Origin of the sequence: Haloactinopolyspora sp. (genome assembly GCF_027324685.1) — a bacterium.
Lineage (GTDB): Bacteria > Actinomycetota > Actinomycetes > Jiangellales > Jiangellaceae > Haloactinopolyspora.
The window spans coordinates 15,460-38,835 of record NZ_DAHVSH010000174.1; the positions used below are offsets into that span (position 1 = coordinate 15,460).

At 69.3% G+C, this 23,376-nt stretch carries 26 protein-coding genes and 2 tRNA genes; 12 read left to right on the plus strand and 16 right to left on the minus strand.

The window, feature by feature from the left end:
* Nucleotides 1–118: 118 nt before the first annotated feature.
* The 3 genes from serS (at nucleotide 119) to M6444_RS18835 (ending at nucleotide 2,813) form a co-directional block, all read left to right on the plus strand.
* Nucleotides 119–1,381 (plus strand): serine--tRNA ligase, encoded by a 1,263-nt coding sequence (gene serS, locus M6444_RS18825; RefSeq protein ID WP_298331017.1) that lies wholly within the window; start codon nucleotides 119–121, stop codon nucleotides 1,379–1,381.
* Nucleotides 1,378–2,190 carry an HAD family hydrolase gene (locus M6444_RS18830; RefSeq protein ID WP_298331019.1) on the plus strand — a complete coding sequence of 271 codons (813 nt, stop codon included), beginning with the start codon at nucleotides 1,378–1,380 and terminating at the stop codon, nucleotides 2,188–2,190. Before serS ends, M6444_RS18830 begins: the two co-directional genes overlap by 4 nt.
* Before the next feature lie 167 nt (nucleotides 2,191–2,357).
* Nucleotides 2,358–2,813 (plus strand): hypothetical protein, encoded by a 456-nt coding sequence (locus tag M6444_RS18835; protein WP_298331021.1) that lies wholly within the window; start codon nucleotides 2,358–2,360, stop codon nucleotides 2,811–2,813.
* 10 nt (nucleotides 2,814–2,823) lie between these two features.
* Here M6444_RS18835 and M6444_RS18840 read toward each other — a convergent pair whose 3' ends face one another.
* A complete protein-coding gene (locus tag M6444_RS18840; RefSeq protein WP_298331023.1) occupies nucleotides 2,824–3,387 on the minus strand; it encodes a bacterial proteasome activator family protein in 564 nt (187 codons plus the stop codon).
* A 91-nt stretch (nucleotides 3,388–3,478) separates the two neighbouring features.
* Entirely contained in the window at nucleotides 3,479–3,994 is a 516-nt protein-coding gene (locus tag M6444_RS18845; RefSeq protein ID WP_298331025.1) for a PadR family transcriptional regulator, read from the minus strand.
* 79 nt (nucleotides 3,995–4,073) lie between these two features.
* On the opposite strand from M6444_RS18845, the gene M6444_RS18850 reads away from it, so the two are divergent.
* Nucleotides 4,074–4,679 carry a nucleoside/nucleotide kinase family protein gene (locus M6444_RS18850; protein WP_298331026.1) on the plus strand — a complete coding sequence of 202 codons (606 nt, stop codon included), beginning with the start codon at nucleotides 4,074–4,076 and terminating at the stop codon, nucleotides 4,677–4,679.
* 2 nt (nucleotides 4,680–4,681) lie between these two features.
* Here M6444_RS18850 and M6444_RS18855 read toward each other — a convergent pair whose 3' ends face one another.
* From M6444_RS18855 to M6444_RS18890, 8 genes are all read right to left on the minus strand, one after another.
* A complete protein-coding gene (locus M6444_RS18855; protein WP_298331064.1) occupies nucleotides 4,682–5,230 on the minus strand; it encodes an NUDIX domain-containing protein in 549 nt (182 codons plus the stop codon).
* 99 nt (nucleotides 5,231–5,329) lie between these two features.
* Nucleotides 5,330–6,307, minus strand: a complete 978-nt coding sequence (locus M6444_RS18860) for an NAD(P)H-quinone oxidoreductase (RefSeq protein ID WP_298331028.1) — start codon at nucleotides 6,305–6,307, stop codon at nucleotides 5,330–5,332.
* A gap of 10 nt (nucleotides 6,308–6,317) precedes the next feature.
* Nucleotides 6,318–7,421, minus strand: coding sequence for an NAD-binding protein (locus M6444_RS18865; RefSeq protein ID WP_298331030.1), 1,104 nt, complete (start codon nucleotides 7,419–7,421; stop codon nucleotides 6,318–6,320).
* 54 nt (nucleotides 7,422–7,475) lie between these two features.
* A complete protein-coding gene (locus tag M6444_RS18870; protein ID WP_298331033.1) occupies nucleotides 7,476–7,748 on the minus strand; it encodes a DUF6457 domain-containing protein in 273 nt (90 codons plus the stop codon).
* On the minus strand, nucleotides 7,748–8,365 hold the full coding sequence (locus M6444_RS18875; RefSeq protein ID WP_298331035.1) for an NTP transferase domain-containing protein: 618 nt from the start codon (nucleotides 8,363–8,365) through the stop codon (nucleotides 7,748–7,750). Before M6444_RS18875 ends, M6444_RS18870 begins: the two co-directional genes overlap by 1 nt.
* Nucleotides 8,362–9,159, minus strand: a complete 798-nt coding sequence (locus tag M6444_RS18880; RefSeq protein ID WP_298331037.1) for a carbon-nitrogen hydrolase family protein — start codon at nucleotides 9,157–9,159, stop codon at nucleotides 8,362–8,364. The genes M6444_RS18875 and M6444_RS18880 overlap by 4 nt, the downstream gene beginning before the upstream one ends.
* 150 nt (nucleotides 9,160–9,309) lie before the next feature.
* On the minus strand, nucleotides 9,310–10,914 hold the full coding sequence (locus tag M6444_RS18885) for an aldehyde dehydrogenase (NADP(+)) (RefSeq protein ID WP_298331039.1): 1,605 nt from the start codon (nucleotides 10,912–10,914) through the stop codon (nucleotides 9,310–9,312).
* Between the two features lie 109 nt (nucleotides 10,915–11,023).
* Nucleotides 11,024–12,286 carry an ammonium transporter gene (locus tag M6444_RS18890; protein ID WP_298331041.1) on the minus strand — a complete coding sequence of 421 codons (1,263 nt, stop codon included), beginning with the start codon at nucleotides 12,284–12,286 and terminating at the stop codon, nucleotides 11,024–11,026.
* Between the two features lie 303 nt (nucleotides 12,287–12,589).
* On the opposite strand from M6444_RS18890, the gene M6444_RS18895 reads away from it, so the two are divergent.
* Nucleotides 12,590–14,203, plus strand: coding sequence for a long-chain fatty acid--CoA ligase (locus M6444_RS18895; protein WP_363326431.1), 1,614 nt, complete (start codon nucleotides 12,590–12,592; stop codon nucleotides 14,201–14,203).
* Nucleotides 14,204–14,779 carry a hypothetical protein gene (locus M6444_RS18900; RefSeq protein ID WP_298331045.1) on the plus strand — a complete coding sequence of 192 codons (576 nt, stop codon included), beginning with the start codon at nucleotides 14,204–14,206 and terminating at the stop codon, nucleotides 14,777–14,779.
* Between the two features lie 138 nt (nucleotides 14,780–14,917).
* Here the strand turns inward: M6444_RS18900 and M6444_RS18905 are convergent, their stop codons facing one another.
* Together M6444_RS18905 and M6444_RS18910 are read right to left on the minus strand one after the other, a co-directional pair.
* The gene (locus M6444_RS18905) at nucleotides 14,918–15,235 is read right to left on the minus strand and encodes a metalloregulator ArsR/SmtB family transcription factor (protein WP_298331046.1); all 318 of its coding nucleotides are present in this window, start codon (nucleotides 15,233–15,235) and stop codon (nucleotides 14,918–14,920) included.
* Nucleotides 15,232–15,678, minus strand: coding sequence for an SRPBCC domain-containing protein (locus M6444_RS18910; protein WP_298331048.1), 447 nt, complete (start codon nucleotides 15,676–15,678; stop codon nucleotides 15,232–15,234). Before M6444_RS18910 ends, M6444_RS18905 begins: the two co-directional genes overlap by 4 nt.
* 109 nt (nucleotides 15,679–15,787) lie before the next feature.
* Here M6444_RS18910 and M6444_RS18915 point away from each other — a divergent pair, with 109 nt between their 5' ends.
* Nucleotides 15,788–16,630 carry a sulfurtransferase gene (locus tag M6444_RS18915; RefSeq protein WP_298331050.1) on the plus strand — a complete coding sequence of 281 codons (843 nt, stop codon included), beginning with the start codon at nucleotides 15,788–15,790 and terminating at the stop codon, nucleotides 16,628–16,630.
* Between the two features lie 6 nt (nucleotides 16,631–16,636).
* On the opposite strand, the gene M6444_RS18920 is transcribed toward M6444_RS18915, so the two are convergent.
* Complete coding sequence (locus M6444_RS18920) at nucleotides 16,637–17,431, minus strand: phosphotransferase (protein ID WP_298331052.1); 795 nt, start codon at nucleotides 17,429–17,431, stop codon at nucleotides 16,637–16,639.
* A gap of 99 nt (nucleotides 17,432–17,530) precedes the next feature.
* On the opposite strand from M6444_RS18920, the gene M6444_RS18925 reads away from it, so the two are divergent.
* The 4 genes from M6444_RS18925 to M6444_RS18940 all read left to right on the plus strand — a co-directional run bounded on the left by M6444_RS18925 (nucleotide 17,531) and on the right by M6444_RS18940 (nucleotide 19,464).
* A tRNA-Ser gene (locus tag M6444_RS18925) sits at nucleotides 17,531–17,623 on the plus strand.
* A gap of 150 nt (nucleotides 17,624–17,773) precedes the next feature.
* Complete coding sequence (locus tag M6444_RS18930; protein WP_298331054.1) at nucleotides 17,774–17,962, plus strand: hypothetical protein; 189 nt, start codon at nucleotides 17,774–17,776, stop codon at nucleotides 17,960–17,962.
* Nucleotides 17,963–17,986: 24 nt separating this feature from the next.
* Nucleotides 17,987–18,454, plus strand: a complete 468-nt coding sequence (locus M6444_RS18935) for a hypothetical protein (protein WP_298331056.1) — start codon at nucleotides 17,987–17,989, stop codon at nucleotides 18,452–18,454.
* A 26-nt stretch (nucleotides 18,455–18,480) separates the two neighbouring features.
* The gene (locus M6444_RS18940; RefSeq protein WP_298331058.1) at nucleotides 18,481–19,464 is read left to right on the plus strand and encodes a hypothetical protein; all 984 of its coding nucleotides are present in this window, start codon (nucleotides 18,481–18,483) and stop codon (nucleotides 19,462–19,464) included.
* Between the two features lie 19 nt (nucleotides 19,465–19,483).
* Here the strand turns inward: M6444_RS18940 and M6444_RS18945 are convergent, their stop codons facing one another.
* Nucleotides 19,484–21,139, minus strand: a complete 1,656-nt coding sequence (locus M6444_RS18945) for an LCP family protein (protein ID WP_298331066.1) — start codon at nucleotides 21,137–21,139, stop codon at nucleotides 19,484–19,486.
* 261 nt (nucleotides 21,140–21,400) lie between these two features.
* On the opposite strand from M6444_RS18945, the gene M6444_RS18950 reads away from it, so the two are divergent.
* Nucleotides 21,401–21,494, plus strand: a tRNA-Ser gene (locus tag M6444_RS18950).
* Nucleotides 21,495–21,602: 108 nt separating this feature from the next.
* Here the strand turns inward: M6444_RS18950 and M6444_RS18955 are convergent.
* Both M6444_RS18955 and M6444_RS18960 read right to left on the minus strand, forming a co-directional pair.
* Complete coding sequence (locus M6444_RS18955) at nucleotides 21,603–22,076, minus strand: VOC family protein (RefSeq protein WP_298331060.1); 474 nt, start codon at nucleotides 22,074–22,076, stop codon at nucleotides 21,603–21,605.
* Nucleotides 22,077–22,137: 61 nt separating this feature from the next.
* Nucleotides 22,138–23,376: ABC transporter ATP-binding protein (locus M6444_RS18960; RefSeq protein WP_298331062.1), on the minus strand; the 1,239-nt coding region annotated here is incomplete at its 5' end.

Here is a 23,376-nt window from a genome sequence, read left to right on the forward strand (position 1 = left end):
TGTTCACTTGCCAATTCCCTGCTGCACCACCCGTGCACGCCTCGTGGTGCAACAGAACCCCTCGTGGTGCGTGAAACCCATACGCCAAGTGCCGGTCGCGGCGGCTACCCTCTGAAGGATGCTGGATCCCCAACTCATCCGTGAAGACCCGGATCGCGTGCGCGCCTCACAGCGGGCAAGAGGCGAGAGCGTCGACATCGTCGACCAACTGCTCGCCGCCGACGAAGCACGCCGGTCCTCTCTCACCGAGTTCGAGCGGCTCCGCGCAGAGCAGAAGGCCATCGGCAAACAGATCCCCCGCGCCACCGGCGATGAGAAGCAGACGCTTCTGAGCCGAGCCAAGGAAATCTCCGCCCAGGTCAAAGCGGCCGAAGCCGCCGCCGCCGAGGCGCAGCAGCGCTTCGACGAGCTCGCCTTGATCCCGTCGAACGTCGTCGTCGACGGCGTGCCGCCCGGCGGCGAGGACGATTACGTCGTGCTCCGCGAGGTGGGCGACAAGCCGGAGCTGCCGACGGTACGCGACCACCTGGAGCTCGGCGAGGGCCTGCGCGCCATCGACACCGAACGCGGCGCCAAGGTGTCCGGAGCTCGGTTCTACTTCCTGACCGGCGTCGGGGCCCAGCTGGAGCTGGCGATCCTCAATCTCGCGATCGACACCGCGATCGGCGCCGGGTTCGTGCCGACCATCCCGCCGACGATGGTGCGTCCGGAGATCATGCGCGGCACCGGCTTCCTCGGCGCGCACGCCGACGAGGTGTACCGCGTCGAGGCGGACGATCTCTACCTCGTCGGCACCAGCGAGGTTCCGCTCGCGGGCTACCACAGCGACGAGATCCTCGATCTCTCCGGCGGGCCGCTGCGCTACGCCGGCTGGTCGGCGTGCTACCGCCGGGAAGCGGGCTCGTACGGCAAGGACACCCGGGGCATCATCCGCGTGCATCAGTTCCACAAGGTCGAGATGTTCTCGTACTGCCGGGAGGCCGACGCCGCCGACGAGCACGAGCGCCTGCTCGCCCTCGAGGAGCAGATGATGGCCGCGGTCGAGCTGCCCTACCGCGTCATCGACACCGCCGCGGGCGACCTCGGGTCCAGCGCGGCCCGCAAGTTCGACATCGAGGCCTGGCTGCCCTCGCAGGCGCGATGGCTCGAGCTCACCTCCACATCGAACTGCACCACGTTCCAAGCGCGCCGGCTCGGCGTGCGCGAACGCACCGAGCACGGCACGCGGACCGTCGCCACGCTCAACGGAACGCTGGGGACCACCCGGTGGATCGTGGCGATCCTCGAGAACCATCAGCTCGCCGACGGCTCGGTCCACGTTCCAGCGGCGCTGCGGCCGTACCTGGGTGGACGTGAGCTGTTGAAGCCGGTCACTGCATGAGCGAGGCGTTCGGCTGGAGCCCCGGGCTCGTCGCGCTGGACGTCGACGGCACCATCGTGGGCTACGAGGGGTTCGGCAGCATACCCAGCCCCGCCGTGGTGGAGTCGGTGGGACGAGCGCGCGACGCCGGGGCGAACATCGTCATCGCGACGGGCCGGTCGATGCACTCTACGACGTACCTGTTCGACCTGCTCGGGCTGGACAAGGGGTTCGCGGTCTGCTCGAACGGCTCCGTGGTGATCGACGTGGCCACCTCCGAGCCCGTCGACGTCGTGACGTTCGACATCGGCGACCCGGTCCGCTACTTCACCGAGCAGATTCCCGACGCCGTGCTCGCCGTGGAGGAGCTCGGCCGCGGTTTCCGGGTCACCGGCGAGTTCCCTGCCGGTGAGATCGACGGGGAGGTCACCGTCGTCGACCACGACGACCTGATCGCCGAGCCGGTGACCCGCCTGGTGGTGCGCTGGCCCAACGGCGACCGCGACCGGCTCCGGGAGATCGCGGCTGGGTCCGGGCTGCCGAGCGTCGACTACGCCATCGGGCATTCTGCTTGGCTCGACATCATGCCCGTCGGTATCTCCAAGGCGGCCGGTCTCGAACAAGCGGCGGCGCGGTTGGAGATGACAGCCGCGGACGCGTTGGCCGTCGGCGACGGTCACAACGACATCGAGATGTTGATGTGGGCCCACGTCGGCGTCGCCATGGGGCAGTCACCGGACGAGGTCAAGGCCGTCGCCGACCACGTGTGCGGCCCGGTCGAGGACGACGGACTGGCGACGTTGCTCGACGGCTACTTTCCGCGGCCGTAGACCGTCAGCTCGCCCTTGTCAACCCCACGACCAGCGACGATACCGGTGGACAGGGCCGGACGGACGGCGACGCGCCAGCCGTGTGGTCCGGGTCTCCGGGCGGGTGTTCTACAGTGACCGGACACGGGGCGCAACATGATCATTCCTATGCGAGGGGCAGCATCTCGATGGCAGACACACTGAAGGACATTTTGCTCGATCCGGACCGGCGCCCGGCCGTGGTCAGCGACCTGCACGCGCTCGTCGACGCCGAGATGGCGGACAAGGGCGGCGTCTCGGGGATGGCCGTCAAAGGCGGATACTCCGTGCTGAACAAGATGAATTCGCGGTTCGTCCCGGACGCCATCGACAGCATGCTCGACGCGTTCGTGGAACGCGCCGAGCCGTTCTATGCCGATTTCCGGGCCAGCGGCGGCGGCTCGCTGGAGAGTTACTTCGCGAGCCGCCCCACCGAGGTGGCCGACGCCTTGCTCGGCGTCACTGACGACCGCGCCAAGGCGTCGCAGCGCGAGAGCGTCAAGAAGGTTTACGCCAAGCTTCGTCCGCAGGCGCAGAAGCACGTCCAGGAAGCGCTGCCGCGGTTGGCTGGCGTGATCGAGCGACACGCCACCGCCGCCGCCTGACGACGTACTCCTACAGGTACATGCCGCCGCCGGTGTGCCCCTGCTTCTCGGCGTCACTGCCGGGTTGTCCAGGGGCGAGCCGCGCACCTTGGGGGAGCGCTCGGCGCATCTGTTCCAGCTGAGCGCGCGCGGCCATCTGCTGGGCGAACAGGGTGGTCTGGATGCCGTGGAACAGGCCTTCGAGCCAGCCGACGAGCTGGGCCTGGGCCACCCTGAGCTCGGCGTCGGTGGGCACGTCCTCCTGATTGAACGGCAGTGCCAGCCGCTCGAGCTCCTCGGTGAGTTCCGGCGCCAGGCCGTCCTCGAGCTCGTCCAGCGAAGCCCGATGGATCTCGCCCAGCCGCCGGCGGCTGGCTTCGTCGAGCGGGGCGGCCTTCACTTCGTCCAGCAGCTGCTTGATCATGCTGCCGATGCGCATGACCTTCGCCGGCTGCTCGACGAGGTCGGTGAGTGCGCGCTGCTCGCTGTCGCTGTCCGGCGAGGCTTCCACAGCCATCCCCTCCGGTCCTACGACCACGACCTTGCGGTTGTCGTCACCAGGTTGTGTTTTGGCGTTCTCGTTGGGCTCCGTCATGACTCCATCCTTACGCGCGTCTCGGCGTCGATGCACACTCGTGGCCACATTGTGCGCCAGTCGACTCGCCCTGCACGTGATCAGTACCCGTTCAGCGGGCTGATACCGCCTCGGCGTAGTCGAGCCATCGCAGCTCGGCCTCGGTCCGCAGGGTCATCGCTTCCAGGATCAGCAGTTGGGCGGTGTCGCCCGTGGCCTCGGCCGACGCCTTGCGCTCGCTGAGCTCGCGCAAGCCTCGCTCGGCCTCATCACGTTGCACACGCACGACGGCATCGACATCGACGCCCGGAGTGTTCGCGGCCAGCGCGACTTTGACGGCCAACTCGTCCCGAGGGCGCTCGCCGGTGACGACGGGGGTCACGAACCAGGCGGCGAGCTCGGCCTGCCCGGTATCGGTGAGCCGGTAGACGATCTTGCTCTCGCCGTCGTCGGCGGCACCGGCCTGCTCGACCAATCCGTCCCGCTCGAGCCGCGCCAACGTCGTGTACACCTGGCCGACGTTGAGCGACCAGGTGAACCCGGTTGATCGCTCGAATTCGTGCCGCAACTGATAGCCGTACATCGGTGCTCGCTCGAGCAGAGCCAGCAACCCGTGACGGACGGACATGTATACCATGTATACATACGCAGTATGCAACGTCAAGCCGCGGCCGCTGGACCAACGGTTGAGCTGCCAGAATGGCGGCATGACGGATGTGCTCGAACAGGCGCGCCACCTCATGCGATCCCGTGACCGGACGGTCCTGGGTATCGTCGGGCCACCGGGTGCGGGCAAGTCGACGCTGGCCGAACGGCTCGTCGCCGAACTCGGCGACGCCGCCGTCCTGGTGCCGATGGACGGCTTCCACCTCGCTCAGGCGGAGTTGCGACGGCTCGGGCGAGCCGAGCGCAAGGGCGCACCCGACACCTTCGACGCGCACGGCTATGCCGCGCTGCTGCGTCGAGTTCGAACGGCCGGCGACGACGAGGTCGTGTACGCACCCGCGTTCGACCGTTCGCTCGAAGAGCCGATCGCGGGCGCCATCGCCATCGAGCGCTCAGCGCGGCTGATCGTGACCGAGGGCAATTACCTGCTGCTCGATCACGGTCCGTGGGCAGCGGTACGCCCGCTGCTCGACGCCGTCTGGTACGTCGACGTCGACGACGAGGTACGCCGGCAGCGGCTGGTGCGGCGCCACACAACCTTCGGCCGCACCGACGAGGAGGCGCTGGCCTGGGTGAACGCGGTCGACGAACCGAACGCCGCGCAGGTGGCGAAAACCCGGGAGCGAGCCGACCTCATCGTCGGGTGAGCTCAGCGGGCGGCCGACGGATTGGTCGGCACGGTGGATTCCTCGGCGACCCCCAGGGGGATCGGCCACGTGTCCGGGCTGTCGACCGAGGCGACCAAGTCGGCGAGGCCGACGGGCCAGACCGGTCGAGCGGTCTGGCGCAGCTCTTCCAGGCTCCACCAGCGGTACCCGATGACGGTCTGCAGTTCCTCGTCGGTCCAGCCCTCCGGGGACACCTCGATGGCCGGGGTGAGCGCGACGAAGAAGGTCTCGGTCTGCACGACGATCTTGTCGGAGTAGGCGTGCACGACGGTCCGTTCCGCCGCCGGTCCCTGCAAGTCGGCAACCGGTATCCGCAACCCGGTCTCCTCGGACACCTCGCGCGAGGCCGCCGCCAGCAGCGACTCCCCAGGCTCCACCCCGCCGCCGGGGGTGATCCAGAACGTCGGCGATCCGGGCGCCGACGGGTCGCTGTCTTCGAACAGCAGGACTCGGCCGTCCGGGTCGGCCAGGACGACCCTGGCCGTGTGCCGGTGCGTGATCGGACGATCGAGGTCGGACTCCAACGGCATGACCACGTTGGCCAGGGTACGCTCGATGTCGGCCCGGATGACAGCTGGTGTCGGGAATGGTCATCACCTGCCCACGTCCCAGCAGGTCACCAGCGGCGTTCAGATGGCGAGCACCACCTTGCCCAGGTGGCCACCGGCCTCGACGATCCGGTGCGCATCGGCGGCTTCGGACATCGGCAGCACCTGGTCGACCACCGGCGCGACGGCACCGGATTCGACCATCGGCCACACGTGCGTCCGCACCTGCTCGACGATCTGCGCCTTCTGCTCGGGGGACCGGCTGCGCAACAGGCTGCCGGTCACCGTGGCCCGCTTCGCCATCACCGCGGCGATGTTCAACTCCGCGGCGCGTCCGCCCTGCAACCCGATGACCACCAGGCGCCCGTCGGGGGCCAACACGTCGATGTTGCGGGAGAGATACTTCGCCCCGATGATGTCGAGCACGACGTCCGCGCCGTTGCCGTCGGTCGCCGAGCGCACGGCGTCGACGAAGTCCTCGTGCCGATAGTTCACCAAGATGGACGCCCCCAGCCGGGCACACTCGTCGAGCTTGGCCGGCGAACCCGCCGTCACCGCGACCACGGCGCCCAACGCCGCGCCGATCTGGATCGCCGCCGTCCCGACGCCACTTCCCCCGCCGTGTACCAGCAGCACCTCGCCGCTGCGGATCCCGGCCGTCATCACCACGTTCGACCACACCGTGCTCATGACCTCCGGCAGCGCGGCCGCCGTCACGACGTCGACGCCGGCCGGCACCGGCAGCACCTGCCCGGCCGGTACGGCGACGCGTTCGGCGTAACCGCCGCCGGCCAGCAACGCGCACACCTCGTCGCCGACCCGCAGGCCGTGGACGTCCGGGCCCACCTCGCTGATGGTGCCGCTGCACTCCAGTCCCGGCCACGGCACCGCGCCGGGCGGCACCGCGTAGTGTCCCTGGCGTTGCAGAATGTCCGCGCGGTTCACCGCTGAAGCGGCGACGTCGATGATCACCTCGTCGGGCCCGCAGGTGGGTTCGTCCACCTCGGCCCATTCGAGCACCTCGGGACCACCTGGCTCGGTGATGACGACAGCGTGCACGTAGACCTCCTCAAATGCCCGGTGGGCGGTCGGCGGGATCGCCGGGTTCGGTCGTGGCCTCGTCGTCGGCAGCCGGGCTGCCTGACCGCCGCGCCCACGGAAAGTCCCCGGAGGCACGAACCACGATCAGCCGGTCGCCCCGCACGAGGTGTCCGATGGCCGGCGAGTGGAACGGCAACTCGGCGCCGTCGCGGATGACGGCCACGACGAGGTCGTTGAGCTGTCGCGGCTGCTTGCCCTCCTCGCGCGGCGTCACGACCCGCTCGGCGACTTCGAGGCCCGTGCCCGACGTGGTCAGGTCTTCGAGTACGTGCCCCAGTGCGGGACTGACGGTCGCCAGCCCGAGGATGCGGCCCACGGCGTCCGACGACGTCACGATCTCGTTCGCGCCGCTCTGGCGAACCAGGTTGACGTTGTCGGCTTCGCGGACCGACACGATGATCTCCGCGTCCGGGTTGAGCTGACGACAGGTGAGCGTCGTCAGGACGGCGGCATCGTCGCGCGCGGTGCTGATGATGATGCTGCGCGCCGTGGGCACGTGGGCGCGGCGGAGTACGTCGGCCCGCGTGCCATCGCCGTGGACCGCGACGAGGCCGGCGTGGTTCGCCTCGGCGATCGCCGCGGGATTGGGATCGACGACGACCACGGACTCGGCCGAGATCTCGTTGGCCAGCAGAGTCGCCACCGCGCTACGTCCCTTGACCCCGTAGCCGATCACGACCGTGTGATCGCGCAACTTCTTCCTCCAGCGATTGAGCCGCATCTGTTCCCGGCTGCGGGCGGTCAGGGTCTCCAGCGTGGTGCCGATCAGGATGATCAGGAACATCACCCGCAGCGGCGTGATGAAAACGATGTTGATCAGCCGCGACTGGGGTGTGACCGGCGAGATGTCGCCGTAGCCGGTCGTCGACAGCGACACGGTGGTGTAGTAGAAGGCATCGAGCAGGCTGACCCGGCCGTCGACGTCGTCGTTGTAGCCGTCGCGGTCCAGCCACACGAGCAGCGCCGCCGCGATCAGGACGCCGATGGCGATCACGACCCGCTTGCCGAACTGCCGAAGCGGGTCGACCTCCTCGTCCATCGTCGGCAGGTGGACGGAGCCTTTGGTCTCCACGGTTGCTGACGCTAGTCGACGTACATCGCGCTCGCGCGGGTGCTCACCCTCGTGTCACGACAATGGCGGGGTCGCGGCGTCGGGAGCGGCCGGCCCGGCGCCCCAGTCGCGGGCCAACTCGCCCGCGGTGTCGAGCGACGACGTGACCGCGGCGTCCCCGCCGCCGCGCAGGGCCGCGGCGTATCCCGCGACGAACGCCGTGACCGGCGCGGCCGGGCGTTCGACGTTGTGCGCGGCGTCTTTGGCGAGATCCAGGATGCCGCCCACGTCGACGTCGTCCACCGGGACACCGAGTTGCTCACACAGTGCGCTGACCCAGGCTTCCATCAGTGCTCACGCTCCACGTCGATCTCCTCCGTCTCCGCTCGTCCGGGCCGAGTCTGCCATCGTGCCAGGTCGTCCGGGGTGTCGATATCCGATGTGCCGGGAAGGTCAGCAACCGTGATCACGGTCAGTCTGGGCAGTACCCGATGGAAGGCTTGATCACGCGGATCGCTGATGGCGATCACAGCGGCCCGCAGCGCCTCCGCCCGGTACGCGCCCACCAGTGGCTGGACCCGGCCGCCGGCGTCGGCCGCGAGGGCGGCGTCGGCGTCGTCGGCAGATTCCAGCGCGTCGATCAGCCGTGCGACCTGTGCTGCGGTGATCGATGGCAGGTCCGCGGCCAGCACCACCACGACATCCGGCGCTGTCGTCGTCGCCGTCAGGCCGGTGTGCAGGGCGGCCAAGGGACCGCTGCCGGGAGGATCCTCGCGCGTCCACCGCACCGGCCGTGCGGTCGAGCGTTGCGGTCCGACGACCACGACTTCGGCCGAGCCTGCGCATGCCTCGACGGCACGGTCGAGAAGGGTGCGCCCGCCGACGACGATGGCCGGCTTGTCGCGTCCGCCGAGCCTGCGCCCCGCTCCGCCGGCCAGGATCACCGCGCTCCAGCGCGTCGTCACGGACCTGCCGCAGCCGTCAGCGTCGGCCACGGGCGCCGGTGGCGCAAGGCGGGGTTGCGGTCGCGGGCGGTGGCGATCCGGTCGGCTTCGACGGTGGACACGATGATGCCTTCGTCCGCGCCCAGGGCGGCCACGGCGACCCCCATCGGGTCCACGAGCATGCTCCGGCCGCAGTACGCCTTCCCGCACTGGGCCGCGGCTGCGACGTAGACGGTGTTCTCGATGGCGCGGGCGCGCAGCAGGGTCTCCCAGTGGTCCTCTTTGAGCGGCCCGCGCACCCAGGCGGCCGGGATGACGAGCACGTCCGCCCCGGCTTCGACCAACGCCCGCGACTGCTCCGGGAAACGGAGGTCGTAGCAGGTCAGCAGGCCGAGCTTGAGACCGTCGACCTCGACGAGCGCCGGGACCGGGTCACCTGCGGCGAGGCGGTCGGACTCGCGGTAGCCGAACGAGTCGTACAGGTGGGCTTTGCGGTAGGTGCCGATGACGTCGCCGTCCGGGGCGACCGCGACGAGGGTGTTGTAGGGACGGTCGGGGTCCGGTGAGCTCTCGAACATCCCGGCGACGACGACGGCGTCACGCTCGTGCGCTATGGCGGTCAGGGCCGCGACGAACGGGCCGTCCACCGGTTGTGCCACCGGCCCCAGCGGCGTGGCCGGATCACCGAAGTCGTGCATCACCGCCTCGGGAAACACGATCAGGTCCGCGTCCAGGTCGGCCGTGAGCCGCCGGATGTCGTCGACATTGCGCTCGGTGTCGACCCCGGCCGCCAGCTGGGTGAGAGCTACTCGCATACCGCCATTCTGCCCACTGGCCTCAAATGATCATGTTCACTAGGCATTCGCCTGCCCCACCACCCCTACACGCCTCGTGATGCGACACAACGCCTGGTGGTGCCCCGGCATGCGGAAACGTCATGCCGGGACCCTCCGTCGCGATCCGGCTCAGTGCCGGCCCAGCTGGCCGTCGACGCGCCGCCACAGATCGAGCGGGTTGTCGTCGCGCACCTCCGCCGGCTGCAAGTCCGCCGGTACGTCCTGGTAGGCGACCGGTCGCAAGAACCGCTCGATGGCGCGGGTGCCGACCGACGTCGTGGCCGGCGCCGACGTGGCGGGGAAGGGGCCGCCGTGGACCATGGCATGGCCGACTTCGACACCGGTCGGCCAGCCGTTGAACAGGACCCGCCCGGCCTTGAGCTCCAGCGCCGCCAGCAGCTCGCGGGCCCGGTCGTAGTCGTCCGGGCTCGCGTGGACGGCAGCGGTGAGCTGGCCTTCCAGCGCGTCGATGATCTGGTCGAGCTCGGCGTCGTCGCGGACCCGCACCACCAGGGAAGCGGCGCCGAAGACCTCTTGGGACAGCGAGCGGTCAGCGAGGAACGCCGCACCGGTGGTGGTGAACAGCCGGGCCTGCCCGCCGCACGCGATGCTGTCGTCCACGCCGCCAGCGGCGACCTGTGCGACCTGGTCGTGCCCGGCCAGCGCCTGCACACCCTGGTCGTACCCGTCCCGGATCCCTTGCGTCAGCATCGGCGCCGCCGGCACCTGCTCGAGGGCTTCGGCGGCAGCGGCGACGAACGTGTCGGCGTCGGGTCCGTCGTGGACGAACACCAATCCGGGACTCGTGCACAGCTGGCCAACGCCGGTGGTGACCGACGCGACGTAGCCGCGGCCGATGTCGCCGGCTCGCTCACGAAGCGCGCCGGGCAGCAGGAACACCGGGTTGACGCTGGACATCTCCGCGTAGACGGGGATCGGCTCCGGCCTGCCGGCAGCGGCAGCCACCAGCGCCAACCCGGCCGACCTGGAGCCGGTGAAGCCGACGGCCTTGATCCGCGGGTCGGTGACCAGCGCCGTCCCCAGGCCGGGCCCGGTGCCGTACAGCAGCGAGAACGTCCCCTCCGGCAGGTCGTGCGCGCTGACGGCCGCGCGGATCGCCCGCCCGACGAGTTCGGACGTCCCGGGGTGTGCCTCGTGCGCCTTCACCACCACCGGGCACCCGGCGGCCAGCGCGGACGCGGTGTCGCCGCCGGCGACGGAGAAGGCGAGTGGGAAGTTGCTGGCCCCGAACACCGCGACGGGCCCGAGCGGGATGGATCGCTGCCGGATGTCCGGGCGGGGCAACGGGGCTCGGTCCGGCTGAGCGGGGTCCACCCGCACCCGGCGCCAGCTTCCTTCTCGCACCACCGCGGCGAACAGGCGCAGCTGGTTGGTGGTGCGGGCCCGCTCGGACTCGACCCGCGCCCGCGGCAGCCCGGACTCCGCCTGCACTCGGTCGATCAGTTGGTCACCGAGCGCCTCGATCTGCTCGGCGATGGTGTCAAGGAACGCGGCCCGCGTCTCGCTGTCGGTCTGCCGGTACGTCGCGAACGCCTCGCTCGCCAGTACCGCGGCACGTTCGACCTCTGCCGCGCCGCCGAGGCCGTACGACGGTTCGAGCGTGTCGCCGGTGCGCGGATCGACGGCGGCGAACTCTCCTTGGTCGCCGCGGATCTCCTCGGACCCGATGATGAGGTTCCCGGTCAAGCGCACGGTTTCGTTGGCCACGGTCATCAGACGACGTCACCTTCTCGCAGAGCTCGGTTCATGAACCCCTCACGATAGACGCCGGGCTGATGCCGACAGGCACCAGCCCGGCGTCAACGCCGGGTGAGCGAGCAGGTCAGGGGGCTGACGAGACCCGGGCGACGACCTCCTCGTCGATCTGGACCTGGTCGATCTCGTAGCCGGACTCCCCGTGGTGGATCCGGTCGACGCCGACGGCTTCGTGGTGGCTGTCGACGCGGAAGCCGATAGTGCGCTGCAGCAGCCAGCCGATGGCGTACGTCACGGCGAACGAGTAGATCAGCACGGCGCCTGCGCCCACGACCTGCCGGCCGACCAGGTCGACGCCACCACCGTAGAACAGCCCGTCGACGCCGTCCGGTGCCTCGGCCGTGGCCAGGAATCCGATGGCGACGGTGCCGACGAGGCCGCCCACCAGGTGCACACCCACGACGTCCAGCGAGTCGTCGTAGCGCAACCGGAACTTCAAGCTGACCGTCAGCGAGCACACGACGCCGGCCACCGCGCCGAGCACCAGCGCCATCATCGGGCTCAATGCGCCACACGCGGGCGTGATGGCCACCAGGCCGGCGACCACGCCGGATGCCGCGCCCATCGACGTCGCGTGGCCGTCGCGCAGCTTCTCGACGATGATCCAGCCGAGCAGGGCGGCCGCCGTCGCTCCGATCGTGTTGACCAGAGCGAGACCGGCATCGGCGTTCGCCCCGTAAGCCGAACCCGCGTTGAATCCGAACCAGCCGAACCACAACAGCCCGGCGCCGAGCATCACCAGCGGCAGGTTGTGCGGCCGGTGCGAGCCCCTGGCGAAGTCGCGACGACGGCCGAGGACGAGCGCCAGGGCCAGTCCGGCAGCACCGGCGTTGATGTGCACCGCTGTTCCACCGGCGAAGTCGACCGCGCCGAGCTCGTCGCCGATCCAGCCACCGGCACCCCACACCCAGTGCGCCACGGGAGAGTAGACGACCGCCATCCAGATCGCGGCGAAGAGCAGCCAGGTCCAGAAGTTCGCCCGGTCGGCGATCGAGCCGGAGATGAGGGCGACGGTGATGACGGCGAACATGGCCTGAAAACCGACGTCGACGAGCGTGGGGATGCCCTCGCCCGCGCCGATGAGCCCCGCCAGGCCGAAGTAGTCACCCGGATTGCCCAGCACGCCGCCGATGCTCTCGCCGTAGGCCACCGAGTAGCCGACGATGATCCACAGCACGCTGACGACGCCGAGCGCCCCGAAGCTCATCATCATCATGTTGATGACGCTCTTGGCCCGCACCATCCCGCCGTAGAACAGGGCGAGCCCAGGGGTCATGAGCATCACCAGCGCCGTGGACACGAGAATCCAGGCAGTGTCTCCGGTATCCATCTGAGTGCCACATCCCTCCTGAGCCGGAAAGGGCACCAGATTCGACGACGAACGTTTCGGGTAGCCGCGCCCCGCGTTACGACCTGGTGACTGGACCGGGCGCGATGTGTCGTCGCCGTAAACCCGCACAGAATTCGCCGATCGGATGCACGACTATCGGCCAGCACATCCGGTGATGTCTCCGCGATTCGGGTTCGCGGCTTCCCCGTCCGCGTAATCTGCGGCAGGGTTGAGCGCAGACGTCGGCGTCGAACCGCCGGCTGGCGTGTCCTCGATGGGGAGGGTGTCGTGGCCGAGAGCACGATGATGGACGTTCCACTGCAGATCCGGCGACTGCTGGACCACGGAGCTGGATTGCACGGCGGCAGCCGCATCGTGACGGCGACTGACGAGGGTCCGCGTTCGGTCACCTTCGCCGAGACGGGTGAGCGGGCCGCACGACTCGCTGGTGCGCTGCAGGCGCTGGGGATCTCGCCCGGCGACCGGGTCGCCACGTTCATGTGGAACAACGCCGAGCACGTCGAGGCCTACCTGGCGGTGCCGTCGATGGGCGCAGTGGTGCACCCGTTGAACATCCGGCTGTTCCCGGAGCAGATCGCGTTCATCGCCAATCACGCGAACGATCGCGTCGTCATCGTCGACAACACGCTGCTGGCCGGCTTCGCCAAGCTGCTGCCGTCGCTGAAGAGCGTGCGCCACGTGATCGTGTGCGGACCGGCCGACCGGTCGGTTCTCGAAGGCAGCGGGGTCGGCATCCACGACTACGACCAGCTGCTCGCGGCCGCGCCGGCCGAGTTCGCCTGGCCGGACGTGGACGAACGTACAGCGGCCGCGATGTGTTACACCTCCGGCACGACTGGCCATCCGAAGGGTGTCGTCTACAGCCACCGCTCGATCTATCTGCATGCCCTCGCACTGCCGGCACCGGACGTCTTCGGGCTGAGTTCAGGTGACCTCGTCCTCACCGTGGTGCCGCAGTTCCACGTGCTGGGCTGGGGCCTGCCGTATGCCGCTTTCCTGACCGGCAGCTCGCTGGCGATGCCCGGCCAGTACCTGACGCCGGAGCCGCTGGCCCGGTTCATCGCCGAGGCCCGGCCGAACAAGGGCGCCGGCGTTCCGACGGTCTGGGCGGGTCTGCAGCAGCACCTCGATGACCATCCCGAGGTCGACGTGTCGTCGCTGACCGAACTGGTCGTGGGCGGTGCGGCGGTGCCGCCGGCGTTGCTTCAGGCCTACGACGAGCGCGGCATCACGATGGTGCACGCCTGGGGCATGACGGAGATGAGCCCGCTCGGCACGGTGGCCCGGCCACCGGCGCACGCGAGCGGGGAGGACAGGACGCGCTACCGACTGACCCAGGGGCGGTTCGTCGCCCCCGTGGAGGCGCGCCTCGTGGGCCCGACCGGCGACATCGTCGGCTGGGACGGCGAGTCGGTCGGCGAGGTCGAGGTGAGAGGCCCATGGATCACCGGCAGCTACTACCGCGAGGACGACGACGAGCACTTCGGCGAAGGCTGGCTGCGGACCGGTGACGTCGGTTCGATCACCCCGGACGGCTACCTGAAGCTGACCGATCGAGTGAAGGACGTGATCAAGTCCGGCGGTGAGTGGATCAGCTCGGTGGAGCTCGAGGGTCACCTGATGGGGCACCCGGCCGTGGCCGAGGCGGCCGTCGTCGGGGTGCCCGACGATCGCTGGGGCGAGCGCCCGCTGGCCGCGGTGGTACTACGTGAGGGGCAGAAGGCCGAGCCGGGCGAGTTGCACGAGTTCTTGTCGAACAAGGTGGCCGCGTGGCAGCTGCCGGAGCGTTGGGCCGTCGTCGACGAGATACCGAAGACCAGCGTGGGCAAGTTCGACAAAAAGATCATTCGCACGGCCTACACCCACGACGACCTCAACGTCACTACGCTCGGCTGAATGTCTGTCGAGTTCATCGGCGCGAACCCTGCCGCCACGTTCTACCGCGCCCAGACCCGGGCGGCCTTCGTCTCGCTGTGGGAGGCCGAGTGGAGCGTGCACGGACCGGGGGTGGCCGTCCTCGCGTGGGTGGACGGCGACGAAGCCGTGCGGCTGCTCACCCCCGACCCCGCCCTCGGCCAGTGGCTCGGTGACACGTTCAGCCGGTATTTCCCCGAGCTGGACGGGCTGCCGCCGATCGCCGATCCGGTCTTCTGCGACGTCATCGACTGGCACATCCACTCCGACTCCGCCCGGGTCCGCGTGGCCGGCGCGGACGGCTCCTCAGTCATCGCGGCGTTGACCAAGCCGCTGGAGTCACGCCCGGGCCATGTCGAGGGCTGGAAGCTCGGCGACACGGCGTGGACGCTGACGAACCTGCTCACGTTCTGCGCCGATGCCACCCTCGAAGTGGATGGCGCACGCGTCCTCGCCCGGCCCGAGATCACCGGTGGCGGCGAAGCCCCGTTGTCGTCGGCGTTCATCGCCACCCACGAGACCTGGACCCGCCACCCCGGCCCTCGCGACTCCGAATGATCATGTTCACTTGCCAATTCCCTGCCACACCACCCGTACTCGCATGGTGATGCAGCACAAGTCCTCGTGGTGCACGCGCATCGCCCCGCAGGAGCCGCGCACACCCCACGCGGGCCCACCGGTCGCGTCGGGCAACGGTCAACTTTCAGCGATGCGCTTGATCTGGTCGAGCCGCTCGTCCCACCGGGCCGCCAGCTCGCTCATCCTGGCCGCGGTCGCCTGGAGCCGCTCGGGCCGCGCGCGGTACAGCACTTCGCGTCCGGAACGACGGGCTGTCACGAGACCAGCATCGTCCAGGACGTTGAGGTGTTTGAGCACCGCCTGCCGGCTCACCGGCACGACCACGGCGAGTGCGCTGGCGCTGGCCTCTCCCCGGCCCACCAGCTCATCGAGCAACTGGCGTCGCATGGGATCGGCCAGTGCCGCGAACACGCCATCGAGATCGTCGATGCTCATGCATGCACGGATTCACTGTACGTGCGCAGCTCGTCGAGCTTGAGCCGCCAGCCCTCGGTGTTCTCGCCCAAGTGTTTCTCCTGCTGGTCGGGCGCGACCGCGAGACCGGCGAACCCCGTCTCGACAACGCGCAAGCGGGTGCCGCCGTCCTGCGGTGTCAAGGTGAACTCGACGAGGGTGGAGTTGTCGTCCGTGGGTTCGTCCCCGCCAAACGTCACCCACCGGAAGGCGAACGTCGAATACGCCTCGACGGTTTCGACGCGCCCGTGAGCGGTGCCGTGGTCCTTCCAATGCAGCACCAGCCGGCCACCGGGGCGCAGGTCGATCTCCGCGCCGGCATCGCCGAGCCACGCGCCCAGATGTTCGGCTCGCGTCACGACCTCCCATACCCGCTGCGGCGGCGCCGCGATGGCGATCTCACGTTCGATCCGATCAGTCACCATGGAACTCTCCTTGACCGTAGAAGCCTCACCTTGTGCAACCCAACTGTTGCACTATGACCGCCCGTAGCGCAACCCCCCGGTTGCACAATGTCCTGATGGGAGTCGCCCCATGACCGCCGTACTGATCACCGTCGACGAGCTACGTGACCGCCTCGCCGCGGGGCAGCGCACCGTGCTCCTCGATGTCCGCTGGCAGCTGGGCGACCCCCATGGCCGCGATCACTACCTGCGCGAACACCTGCCCGGCGCCGTCTACGTCGATCTGGAGACCGAGCTCGCTGCCCCACCGTCACCGGCGGCCGGCCGGCACCCGCTGCCCGAACTCGCCGACCTTCAGGCCGCGGCTCGTCGCTGGGGCGTGCGCTCCGGCGACACCTGCGTGGCCTACGACGACGTCGGCGGCACGTCGGCCGCGCGCGCCTGGTGGCTGCTGCGGTGGGCCGGCGTCGAGGACGTCCGCATTCTCGACGGCGGCCTGGCCGCGTGGCGTGTTGCCGGCGCCCCGCTGGCCGATGGCGACGTCGTCGCCGAGCCGGGCGACGTGCAACTCCACCCCGGCGGCATGCCGGCGATCGAGGCCGACGACGTCGACGGCGTCGCGGCCCGCGGTGTGTTGCTCGACGCCCGCGCCGGTGAGCGCTACCGCGGCGAGGTGGAGCCCGTCGACCCCCGGGCCGGACACATCCCCGGCGCACTCAGCGCGCCGACCACCGACAACCTCGGCCCGGACGGCCGATTCCTCGACGCCGAGCGGCTCCGCGAACGCTTCGCCGACTTGACGGTGGACGGCACCCGCCCGGTGGCCGTGTACTGCGGCTCCGGGGTGACGGCCGCGCACGAGATCGCCGCGCTCGCCGTCGCAGGCATCGACGCCGCCCTGTATCCCGGGTCGTGGTCGCAATGGAGCAACGATCCCCACCGGCCGGCCGTGACGAGCGCACAACCGCACTGATCAGCGTCACGAACTGCGGTCCAGCGCGGCCTCGATCGCGGGCAGGCGATCCCGCAGCCGCTCCAGCCGCTGCCTGGTCCGCCCCGGCTCACCGATCCGCCGCAGATTGAGCAGGCCCGGGTCGCCGCGACGCTGGCCGGCTTCGATGTTGTCGGCCGCCTGACCCATCCGGCGCTGCACGTGCACCAGAAGCTCACGTGGCGAGATGGCGCCGTAGGTTCGGGCCATCAGGCGCAACCGTTGCACAACGTCATGGAGGGGCAGGTCGACGTGAAGCGGCAACGACTTCCACGCCATGAACGCCAGATCGTCGATCGGCACGCCGGGGCCGGCCATGTCCCAGTCGATGACGCCCACGACGCGGTCGCCGTCGACGATCCAGTTGTAGGCGCCTGGATCGTTGTGGCACACGATCTCGTGCTCCGCCAGTGCCCGCGGGCCGTGGCGCCAGCGGCGCACGCCGCTCGGGCGGAAAGTCGCAGCCGCATCGTGGAATCGGCGCAGCCAAGCCACCGCGCTGGTGAGCAGGGCATCGCCGACGAACTCGGAATCGGCCGCGATGCTCCGGCCCGGGATGTAGGTCAGCATCTCGCGGCCCTGGTCGTCGACGCCGAGGACGCGCGGGATGGAGTCGAGACCCACCCGGTGCAGATGGTCGAGCAACGCATGCACGGCAGGCGTCCATGGACCGGTCGGGCGGAGCACGACGTCGCCGACGAGCTTGGCCCCGCCGACGTTGCCGCCCGGCAGAGCGACTTCGACGGGTTCCACGTCCTCGTTCACCGGGCCCGATACTGCCACAGCGCGAGCGTCTCGAGCAGCGCGGAGATCATCTGGGTTGCACGCCTGGTCCGGCGACTCGATCCGCGCCCGGCTGACGTGGCACACTGGGCACCGCCGGGAGGGCTGCCGGAGTGGCCGAACGGGGAACTCTTGAAAAGTTCTAGGGCGGGGCCCTCTCCGTCCTCATGGGTTCGAATCCCATGCCCTCCGCTTTTGCGTCCGCCGTGGGTACGGCGCCCTCGCGGGCTACACCGATTTCGCTGACTTGCCGTCATGATCGCGTGTCATCAGGCATCCTGGAAGTGATCGGCGTCATCGCCGCCCGGTGCGGCCCTCGGGCCGGTAGCGACAAGGAGCATGATGAGCGCGCAGGTAGCCATCGTCTGCGATCACTGTGGTGACCTCGGAAACGTCGGCTCGACCCCGCAGGACGCTCGCGCTGTGCTCACCGGATGGCGCCGTCGGCACGGCATGGACCTGTGCCCGCTGTGCCGGTTCATCGCCGACAGCCGAGCCAGGATGGCGACCGCCGCCGGTGACGCGCACTGACCTGGGCGGTGTCACACTGGTCAGGTGACTCGTACGGTTTACGGCCCGCCGGTCGGACTGGCTGTCCGCGGCGTCGGGGTCGGCGCCATCGGCCTGGGTCTGCTCACCATCGTCGCGAGCCTGGTCTTCGCGGCCGACCTGCCTTCGTGGTTGCGCGTCGTGGCGATGGTCGTCTTCGCCGTGGCGGCGGTGCTCTTCGCCGTGGTGCTCGTGGTGGGAGTCCTTCGCGTGTTCGGCCGGGGCACGCGGCTGGTGCTCGACGATGACGGATTCGTCAACACCACCGGTTTCCGACTCGGCGTGCGCCGCGGTGCCTGGCGCGACGTCCGCAAGGTGCAGACCGACGGCTCCTACGTCTCGATCGACCTCGCCGGTGGCCGCCAGAGCCTGATCCGGACGACCGTGCTCGACGTCGAGCCGCGGACGCTCGCGCGTGAGCTTCGATCGCGGCTCAACGACGATCGCGGTTACCGGCCGCTGACGCCTCCCTAGTTGACGGCCGGTACACACTGGGGGTGATGCACCGCTTTCTCCCCCTCGTCGCAATCGTCACCGTCGCCCTGATCACCGCCTGTTCGGGCACCCCGGAGCCCGAATCGCAGCAGGCGCCCACGTCTGAGTCACCCCCGGCGTCGCCGTCCGCTTCGGCGTCGCCGTCCGCCTCGGCGTCCCGTTCGCCCTCGGCACCAGATCGCAACCGTTCGACCCCGACGCTTCCGAGCGGAGGGCACGAGGTCCTGCCCGACCACCGGCTGGTGGGGTTCTCCGGTGGGCGTTCGGAAGCCTTCGGCCGGTTGTTCATCGAGAACCTGGACACCGCCCCGGCACAGCTCGACCGCATCGCCGCCAAGTACGCTTCGGGCGTCGACCAGGTGATCCCGGTGTTCGAGCTGATCACCGTCATCGCGCACCGCACCCCTGGTCCTGACGGCATGTACCGGACCCGCGAGCCCGACCACGTCATCCAGACCTACCTCGACGCCGCGCGCGATCACGGCGCCCTGCTCCTGCTGAACATCCAGCCCGGCCGAGCCGGCTTCGTCGACGAACTCCGTCACCTCGAGCGGTGGTTGAGCGAACCCGATGTCGGCGTCGCGCTCGATCCGGAGTGGGCGGTGAGTCCTGGTGAGGTTCCCGGCGAGGTGTACGGCAGCACGACCGGCCAGGAACTCGACGACGCCGCCGCCTACTTGTCGTCCCTGGTGCATCAGCACGACCTGCCCGAGAAGGTGATGGTCTTCCACCAGGTTCACGCCTCGGTGGTGCGTGACGAGGGAAAGCTACGCCGCCACCCTGGTGTGGTGCCGATCAAGAGCGTGGACGGAATCGGCGCGCGTTCTGACAAGGAGGACACCTGGCGGACCCTCATGCGGCGGACGACGTCGGACGTGCACGCAGGGTTCAAGTTGTTCTTCGACGAAGACACCCACAGCGGGCCGCTCATGACCCCTGACCAGGTCCTGTCCCTGACGCCGACACCGGTCTACGTCATGTACGAGTGAGTCCCCCGACGGCCGACGGTCAGCAGACCTCGCCGGCGTCGACCGGCTGGTCCGGGTCGGCTTCTTCGCCTTCATCGTCATCTTCCGAGCTGCCGCCCGATTCGTCCTCGGAGCCGGCATCGGATCCGTCGGAGTCTTCATCGGCCTCGTCGGAGGCGGGAACGTACTGGCTGGACTCGTCGACGGCGTCGGATTCCGGCTGGTCACCGCTGGCAGCGTCGGTGCTGGCCTGTTCGCCGGCTTCGGTGGTGTCGTCCGGCGCGGTGTCGTCCTCGTCGGGTGTGGACTTCGACGAGTCGGTGCTGAGAATCTCGTCGATCCGTTCGTGCAGGGCGTCGTAGTCAGGATCGCTCGAGGTGGTGCCCATACTGGCGAAGAAGTCGCGGTCGAGCGTGAGGCTCTTGAGACTGCCGTCCTTGACCTTGAGCATCAGCGAGATGAGCGCCGGGAACATGCCTTCGGGAACATCGGTGGTGATGATCTCACCGGCGGTGCTGGCGAGCTTCTGATATCGGCTGACCAGCGTTGTGGGATCAGCCTTGGCGACGATGGCGTCCATGACGCACCGCTGCCGCGCCATCCGCTCGTAGTCGTCGCCAGGGCAGCGCGACCGGGCGAACCACAACGCCTCGGCACCGTCCAGGTGCCTGTTCTCCCCGGCCTTCACGTACCCGCGGGGTTCGGAGCATTCGCCGTTGGGCAGCGTCTTGTTCCCGATGGGGATGTCGCGCGGGACGTCGAGCGTGATTCCGCCGAGCGCCTCGACCACGCTCTGGAAACCGGCGAGGTCGACGAGCATGAAGTAGTCGATGTCGATACCCAAGGCGCCTTCGACGGCCCACTTGTTCGCATCGGCGCCCTTGTTCTCGACCCCTTCGAAGATCTCGGGGTGCGCCTCGGGCACGTTGCGGTAGACGGCGTTGAGCATCCATTCGAGCTCGTCGCCTTCTCCGGTGAAGCCGTCCGGATAGATGTCGTGCAGTGGAGTGCCTTCGGGGAAGGGCACGTTGCCGAGGTTGCGAGGCAGCGAGATCATCGTCGTCGCCCCGGTCTCGGTGTCGATGCTGGCGACGATCTGAGTGTCCGGCCGCAGCCCTTCGCGGCCCTCGCCGGCGTCGCCGCCGAGGAACAGCACGTTCAGGCGGGGCTTGTCGGCCCAGGGGTCGGCTTCGTCGATGTCGGGCGTGGTGTTGCTGTGTCCGCCGGAGATCGCACCGATCAGATCGCGCTGCGTGAAGGCGTACCGGGAGCCGACGGCCATGGGCGACACCACGAGCGACGCGGCCACGATGACGACCAGGGCACCACCCAGGCGTCGACCCGGGGGTAGTCCATCCGGTTCCAACGATCGATGTGATCCGATCGCGATGGCCAGCCAGATCACTGCGGTGATCGCCAACCCGGCTCCGATGACGAACAACATCTGCCGGTCACCGGCGTAGGAGGCCAATTCGGACTGCGGCACCAGCGCGACGACGGCGAGTGCGATCACCAGCGCGAACCCGAGCAGGAAGAGGATGAACGTGCCGAGGCGGCGCTTACCTGCTGCAATCAATCCGCTGCCCGGCAGCAGCGTGCCCAGGGCGGTGAGACCCAGGAAGCGCCCGTAACGCTCGTTGCGGCGCCGGCGGCGGGCGTTCAGGCGGGCGCGACGTGTCCCGGAGCCACCTCGCATGTGCTCCACGCGGTGTCACCTCTCCGCTCGCTTGCGCGCCCGAGCCAGCATAAGCACCACGCGGAACCATGCCGTATCGGGTCGTTTCATGTAGAAGACGTCCGAGACCGCTGAATGGTTGCAGCCGTCACGTCATTCCACTCCCGGCGACATGGTACGCCGGGGCCGTCAGCCCATGGTTCACAACCGTCAGGATCAGCCACTTTGCCGCGCCACGCGGGGCCGGGTAACCTTGCGACGCCTGCTGTTTTCAGCGGGTGGGGAGGCGTCGCCTAGCCTGGTTTATGGCGCCCGCCTGCTAAGCGGGTTGAGGGCTCAAACCCTCTCGCGGGTTCAAATCCCGCCGCCTCCGCCAACAACCAGGACGAACACGGGCCGGGACCACCAACAGGTACCCGGCCCGCATCATGCCTACGGCACGTCACCGTACGTGCACGTCAGCCGTCGACGCGGCCGAGCGCAGTCAGGTGATGACGTACTCGTCGCCGACCTCGTTCTGCAGGTCCGTAGCCGACTTCCCCGGGTCGTGCGCCGAGATGCTCCATCGGTGCCCGAACGGGTCGAACAGCCAGCCGTTGCGTCCGTGTGGCGAGTCCGCGACCGGCCGTTCGACCTTGGCTCCGGCGGCCACAGCCTGCTGGAATACAGCGTCGACGTCCTCCACCTCGAGGACGAACGACACCGGAGTCCGCCCGATCGTCGCGGGACTGTAGACGCCGCCTTCCGGCCACTCGTCGGCCAGGAAGAACCGAGCGCCGTCGATGACGAACTCAGCGTGGCCGATCATGCCGGTTTCGCGATCGGTCCAGCGGGACACTTCCTCGGCCCCGAAGGCGGAGGCATAGAAGTCGAGCGCCGCTGACGCACCGGCGACGCAGAGATACGGAGTAGCGGTGACCATCACTGACCTCTCCTCGATGAGAGCGGGCTTCTTCATCGCAACGGTAGGCCGGATCACACGGGCTTGACTTGAACGAATGTGACCTCCCGGGCCGCGTTCAGCTCTCTCCGTGCCAGGCACGCCACAGCGCGGCGTAGGCGCCGTCGGTCGCGAGCAATTCGTCGTGCGTGCCGAGCTCGTCGAGACGTCCGTCGTTCAGTACGGCGATCCGGTCGGCGTCCCGGGCGGTGTGCAGGCGATGGGCGATGGCGATCACGGTCCGTCCGCGCAGCGCGGCGGCCAGCGCACGCTCGGTGTGGCGTGCCCTAGCCGGATCCAGTAGCGCGGTGGCCTCGACGAGGACGACGGTGTGGGGGTTCGCGAGGACGACGCGTGCCAGCGCGAGCTGCTCGCTCTGCGCCCCGTCCAGCCGATGGTGGCCGTCGCCGAGCTCGGTGTCGAGGCCCTGGGGCAGCTCATGGACCCACTGCGCGCCGACCGTCGCCAGCGCGGACCGCAGCGTCTCGTCCGGGCTGGACGGTCGGGCGATCAGCAGGTTGTCCCGCACAGTGCCGAGGAAGACGTGATGCTCCTGGGTGACCAGCACGACGTGGCGGCGCAACTCGTCGACACCCAGCTCGGTGACGGGAACACCGCCGATACTCACCCGCCCGGTACGCGGAACGTCCACTGCGGCGAGCAGGCGTCCCAGGGTCGTTTTTCCGGCGCCCGACGGCCCGACCACGGCCAGCCGTTCACCCGGGCGGATGGTGAGGTTGATGCCATGCACCACGTCCGGCCCACCGTCGTAGGCGAAATGCACATCGGTGAACCGGACGTGCGCGTCTTCCGGACGGTTCGATCGGCCGGGCGGAGTTCGTGCCGCCTCGGCCACCCCTTCGATCCGGGCGAACGATGCACCGCTGCTCTGGATCGTCTCGGTCCACAGCAGGATCGTGTCCAGCGGTTGCATGAGCTGCTGGGCATACAGGGCGCCCGCGACGACCGCACCCACCGTGATCGAACCGGCGTGCATCAGGACCGAGCCGACCAGGAGAGCACCGACCATCGGCAGCACGAGCGACACGTCCACGGCCGGGAACAAGACGCTGCGTAGCTGAAGAGTCCGCAGCCGGGTTCGGCGAGCCGTGCCGATGGCGTCGTCGCACGCCGCCTGCCGGCGCTGCTGCAGACCGAAGGCCTCGATGGTGCGCGCCCCGGATGCGGTGGTGGTGATCAGCTCGGCGAGCGTTGACCCGGCGGCGCCTTCGGCCAGGTAGGCCGCACGTGCCCGTGGTAGGTACCAGCGGAACGCGATCAGCATCCCGATCAGACCCACCAGTCCGCACGCGCCGAT

Coding starts and splice junctions, on each gene's coding strand:
- serS (WP_298331017.1), top strand. CDS start 119: ATGCTGGATCCCCAACTCATCCGTGAAGACCCGGATCGCGTGCGCGCC.
- M6444_RS18830 (WP_298331019.1), top strand. CDS start 1,378: ATGAGCGAGGCGTTCGGCTGGAGCCCCGGGCTCGTCGCGCTGGACGTC.
- M6444_RS18835 (WP_298331021.1), top strand. CDS start 2,358: ATGGCAGACACACTGAAGGACATTTTGCTCGATCCGGACCGGCGCCCG.
- M6444_RS18840 (WP_298331023.1), bottom strand. CDS start 3,387: ATGACGGAGCCCAACGAGAACGCCAAAACACAACCTGGTGACGACAAC.
- M6444_RS18845 (WP_298331025.1), bottom strand. CDS start 3,994: ATGTCCGTCCGTCACGGGTTGCTGGCTCTGCTCGAGCGAGCACCGATG.
- M6444_RS18850 (WP_298331026.1), top strand. CDS start 4,074: ATGACGGATGTGCTCGAACAGGCGCGCCACCTCATGCGATCCCGTGAC.
- M6444_RS18855 (WP_298331064.1), bottom strand. CDS start 5,230: ATGCCGTTGGAGTCCGACCTCGATCGTCCGATCACGCACCGGCACACG.
- M6444_RS18870 (WP_298331033.1), bottom strand. CDS start 7,748: ATGGAAGCCTGGGTCAGCGCACTGTGTGAGCAACTCGGTGTCCCGGTG.
- M6444_RS18880 (WP_298331037.1), bottom strand. CDS start 9,159: ATGCGAGTAGCTCTCACCCAGCTGGCGGCCGGGGTCGACACCGAGCGC.
- M6444_RS18885 (WP_298331039.1), bottom strand. CDS start 10,914: ATGACCGTGGCCAACGAAACCGTGCGCTTGACCGGGAACCTCATCATC.
- M6444_RS18890 (WP_298331041.1), bottom strand. CDS start 12,286: ATGGATACCGGAGACACTGCCTGGATTCTCGTGTCCACGGCGCTGGTG.
- M6444_RS18895 (WP_363326431.1), top strand. CDS start 12,590: ATGATGGACGTTCCACTGCAGATCCGGCGACTGCTGGACCACGGAGCT.
- M6444_RS18900 (WP_298331045.1), top strand. CDS start 14,204: ATGTCTGTCGAGTTCATCGGCGCGAACCCTGCCGCCACGTTCTACCGC.
- M6444_RS18905 (WP_298331046.1), bottom strand. CDS start 15,235: ATGAGCATCGACGATCTCGATGGCGTGTTCGCGGCACTGGCCGATCCC.
- M6444_RS18910 (WP_298331048.1), bottom strand. CDS start 15,678: ATGGTGACTGATCGGATCGAACGTGAGATCGCCATCGCGGCGCCGCCG.
- M6444_RS18915 (WP_298331050.1), top strand. CDS start 15,788: ATGACCGCCGTACTGATCACCGTCGACGAGCTACGTGACCGCCTCGCC.
- M6444_RS18930 (WP_298331054.1), top strand. CDS start 17,774: ATGAGCGCGCAGGTAGCCATCGTCTGCGATCACTGTGGTGACCTCGGA.
- M6444_RS18940 (WP_298331058.1), top strand. CDS start 18,481: ATGCACCGCTTTCTCCCCCTCGTCGCAATCGTCACCGTCGCCCTGATC.
- M6444_RS18945 (WP_298331066.1), bottom strand. CDS start 21,139: ATGCGAGGTGGCTCCGGGACACGTCGCGCCCGCCTGAACGCCCGCCGC.
- M6444_RS18955 (WP_298331060.1), bottom strand. CDS start 22,076: ATGAAGAAGCCCGCTCTCATCGAGGAGAGGTCAGTGATGGTCACCGCT.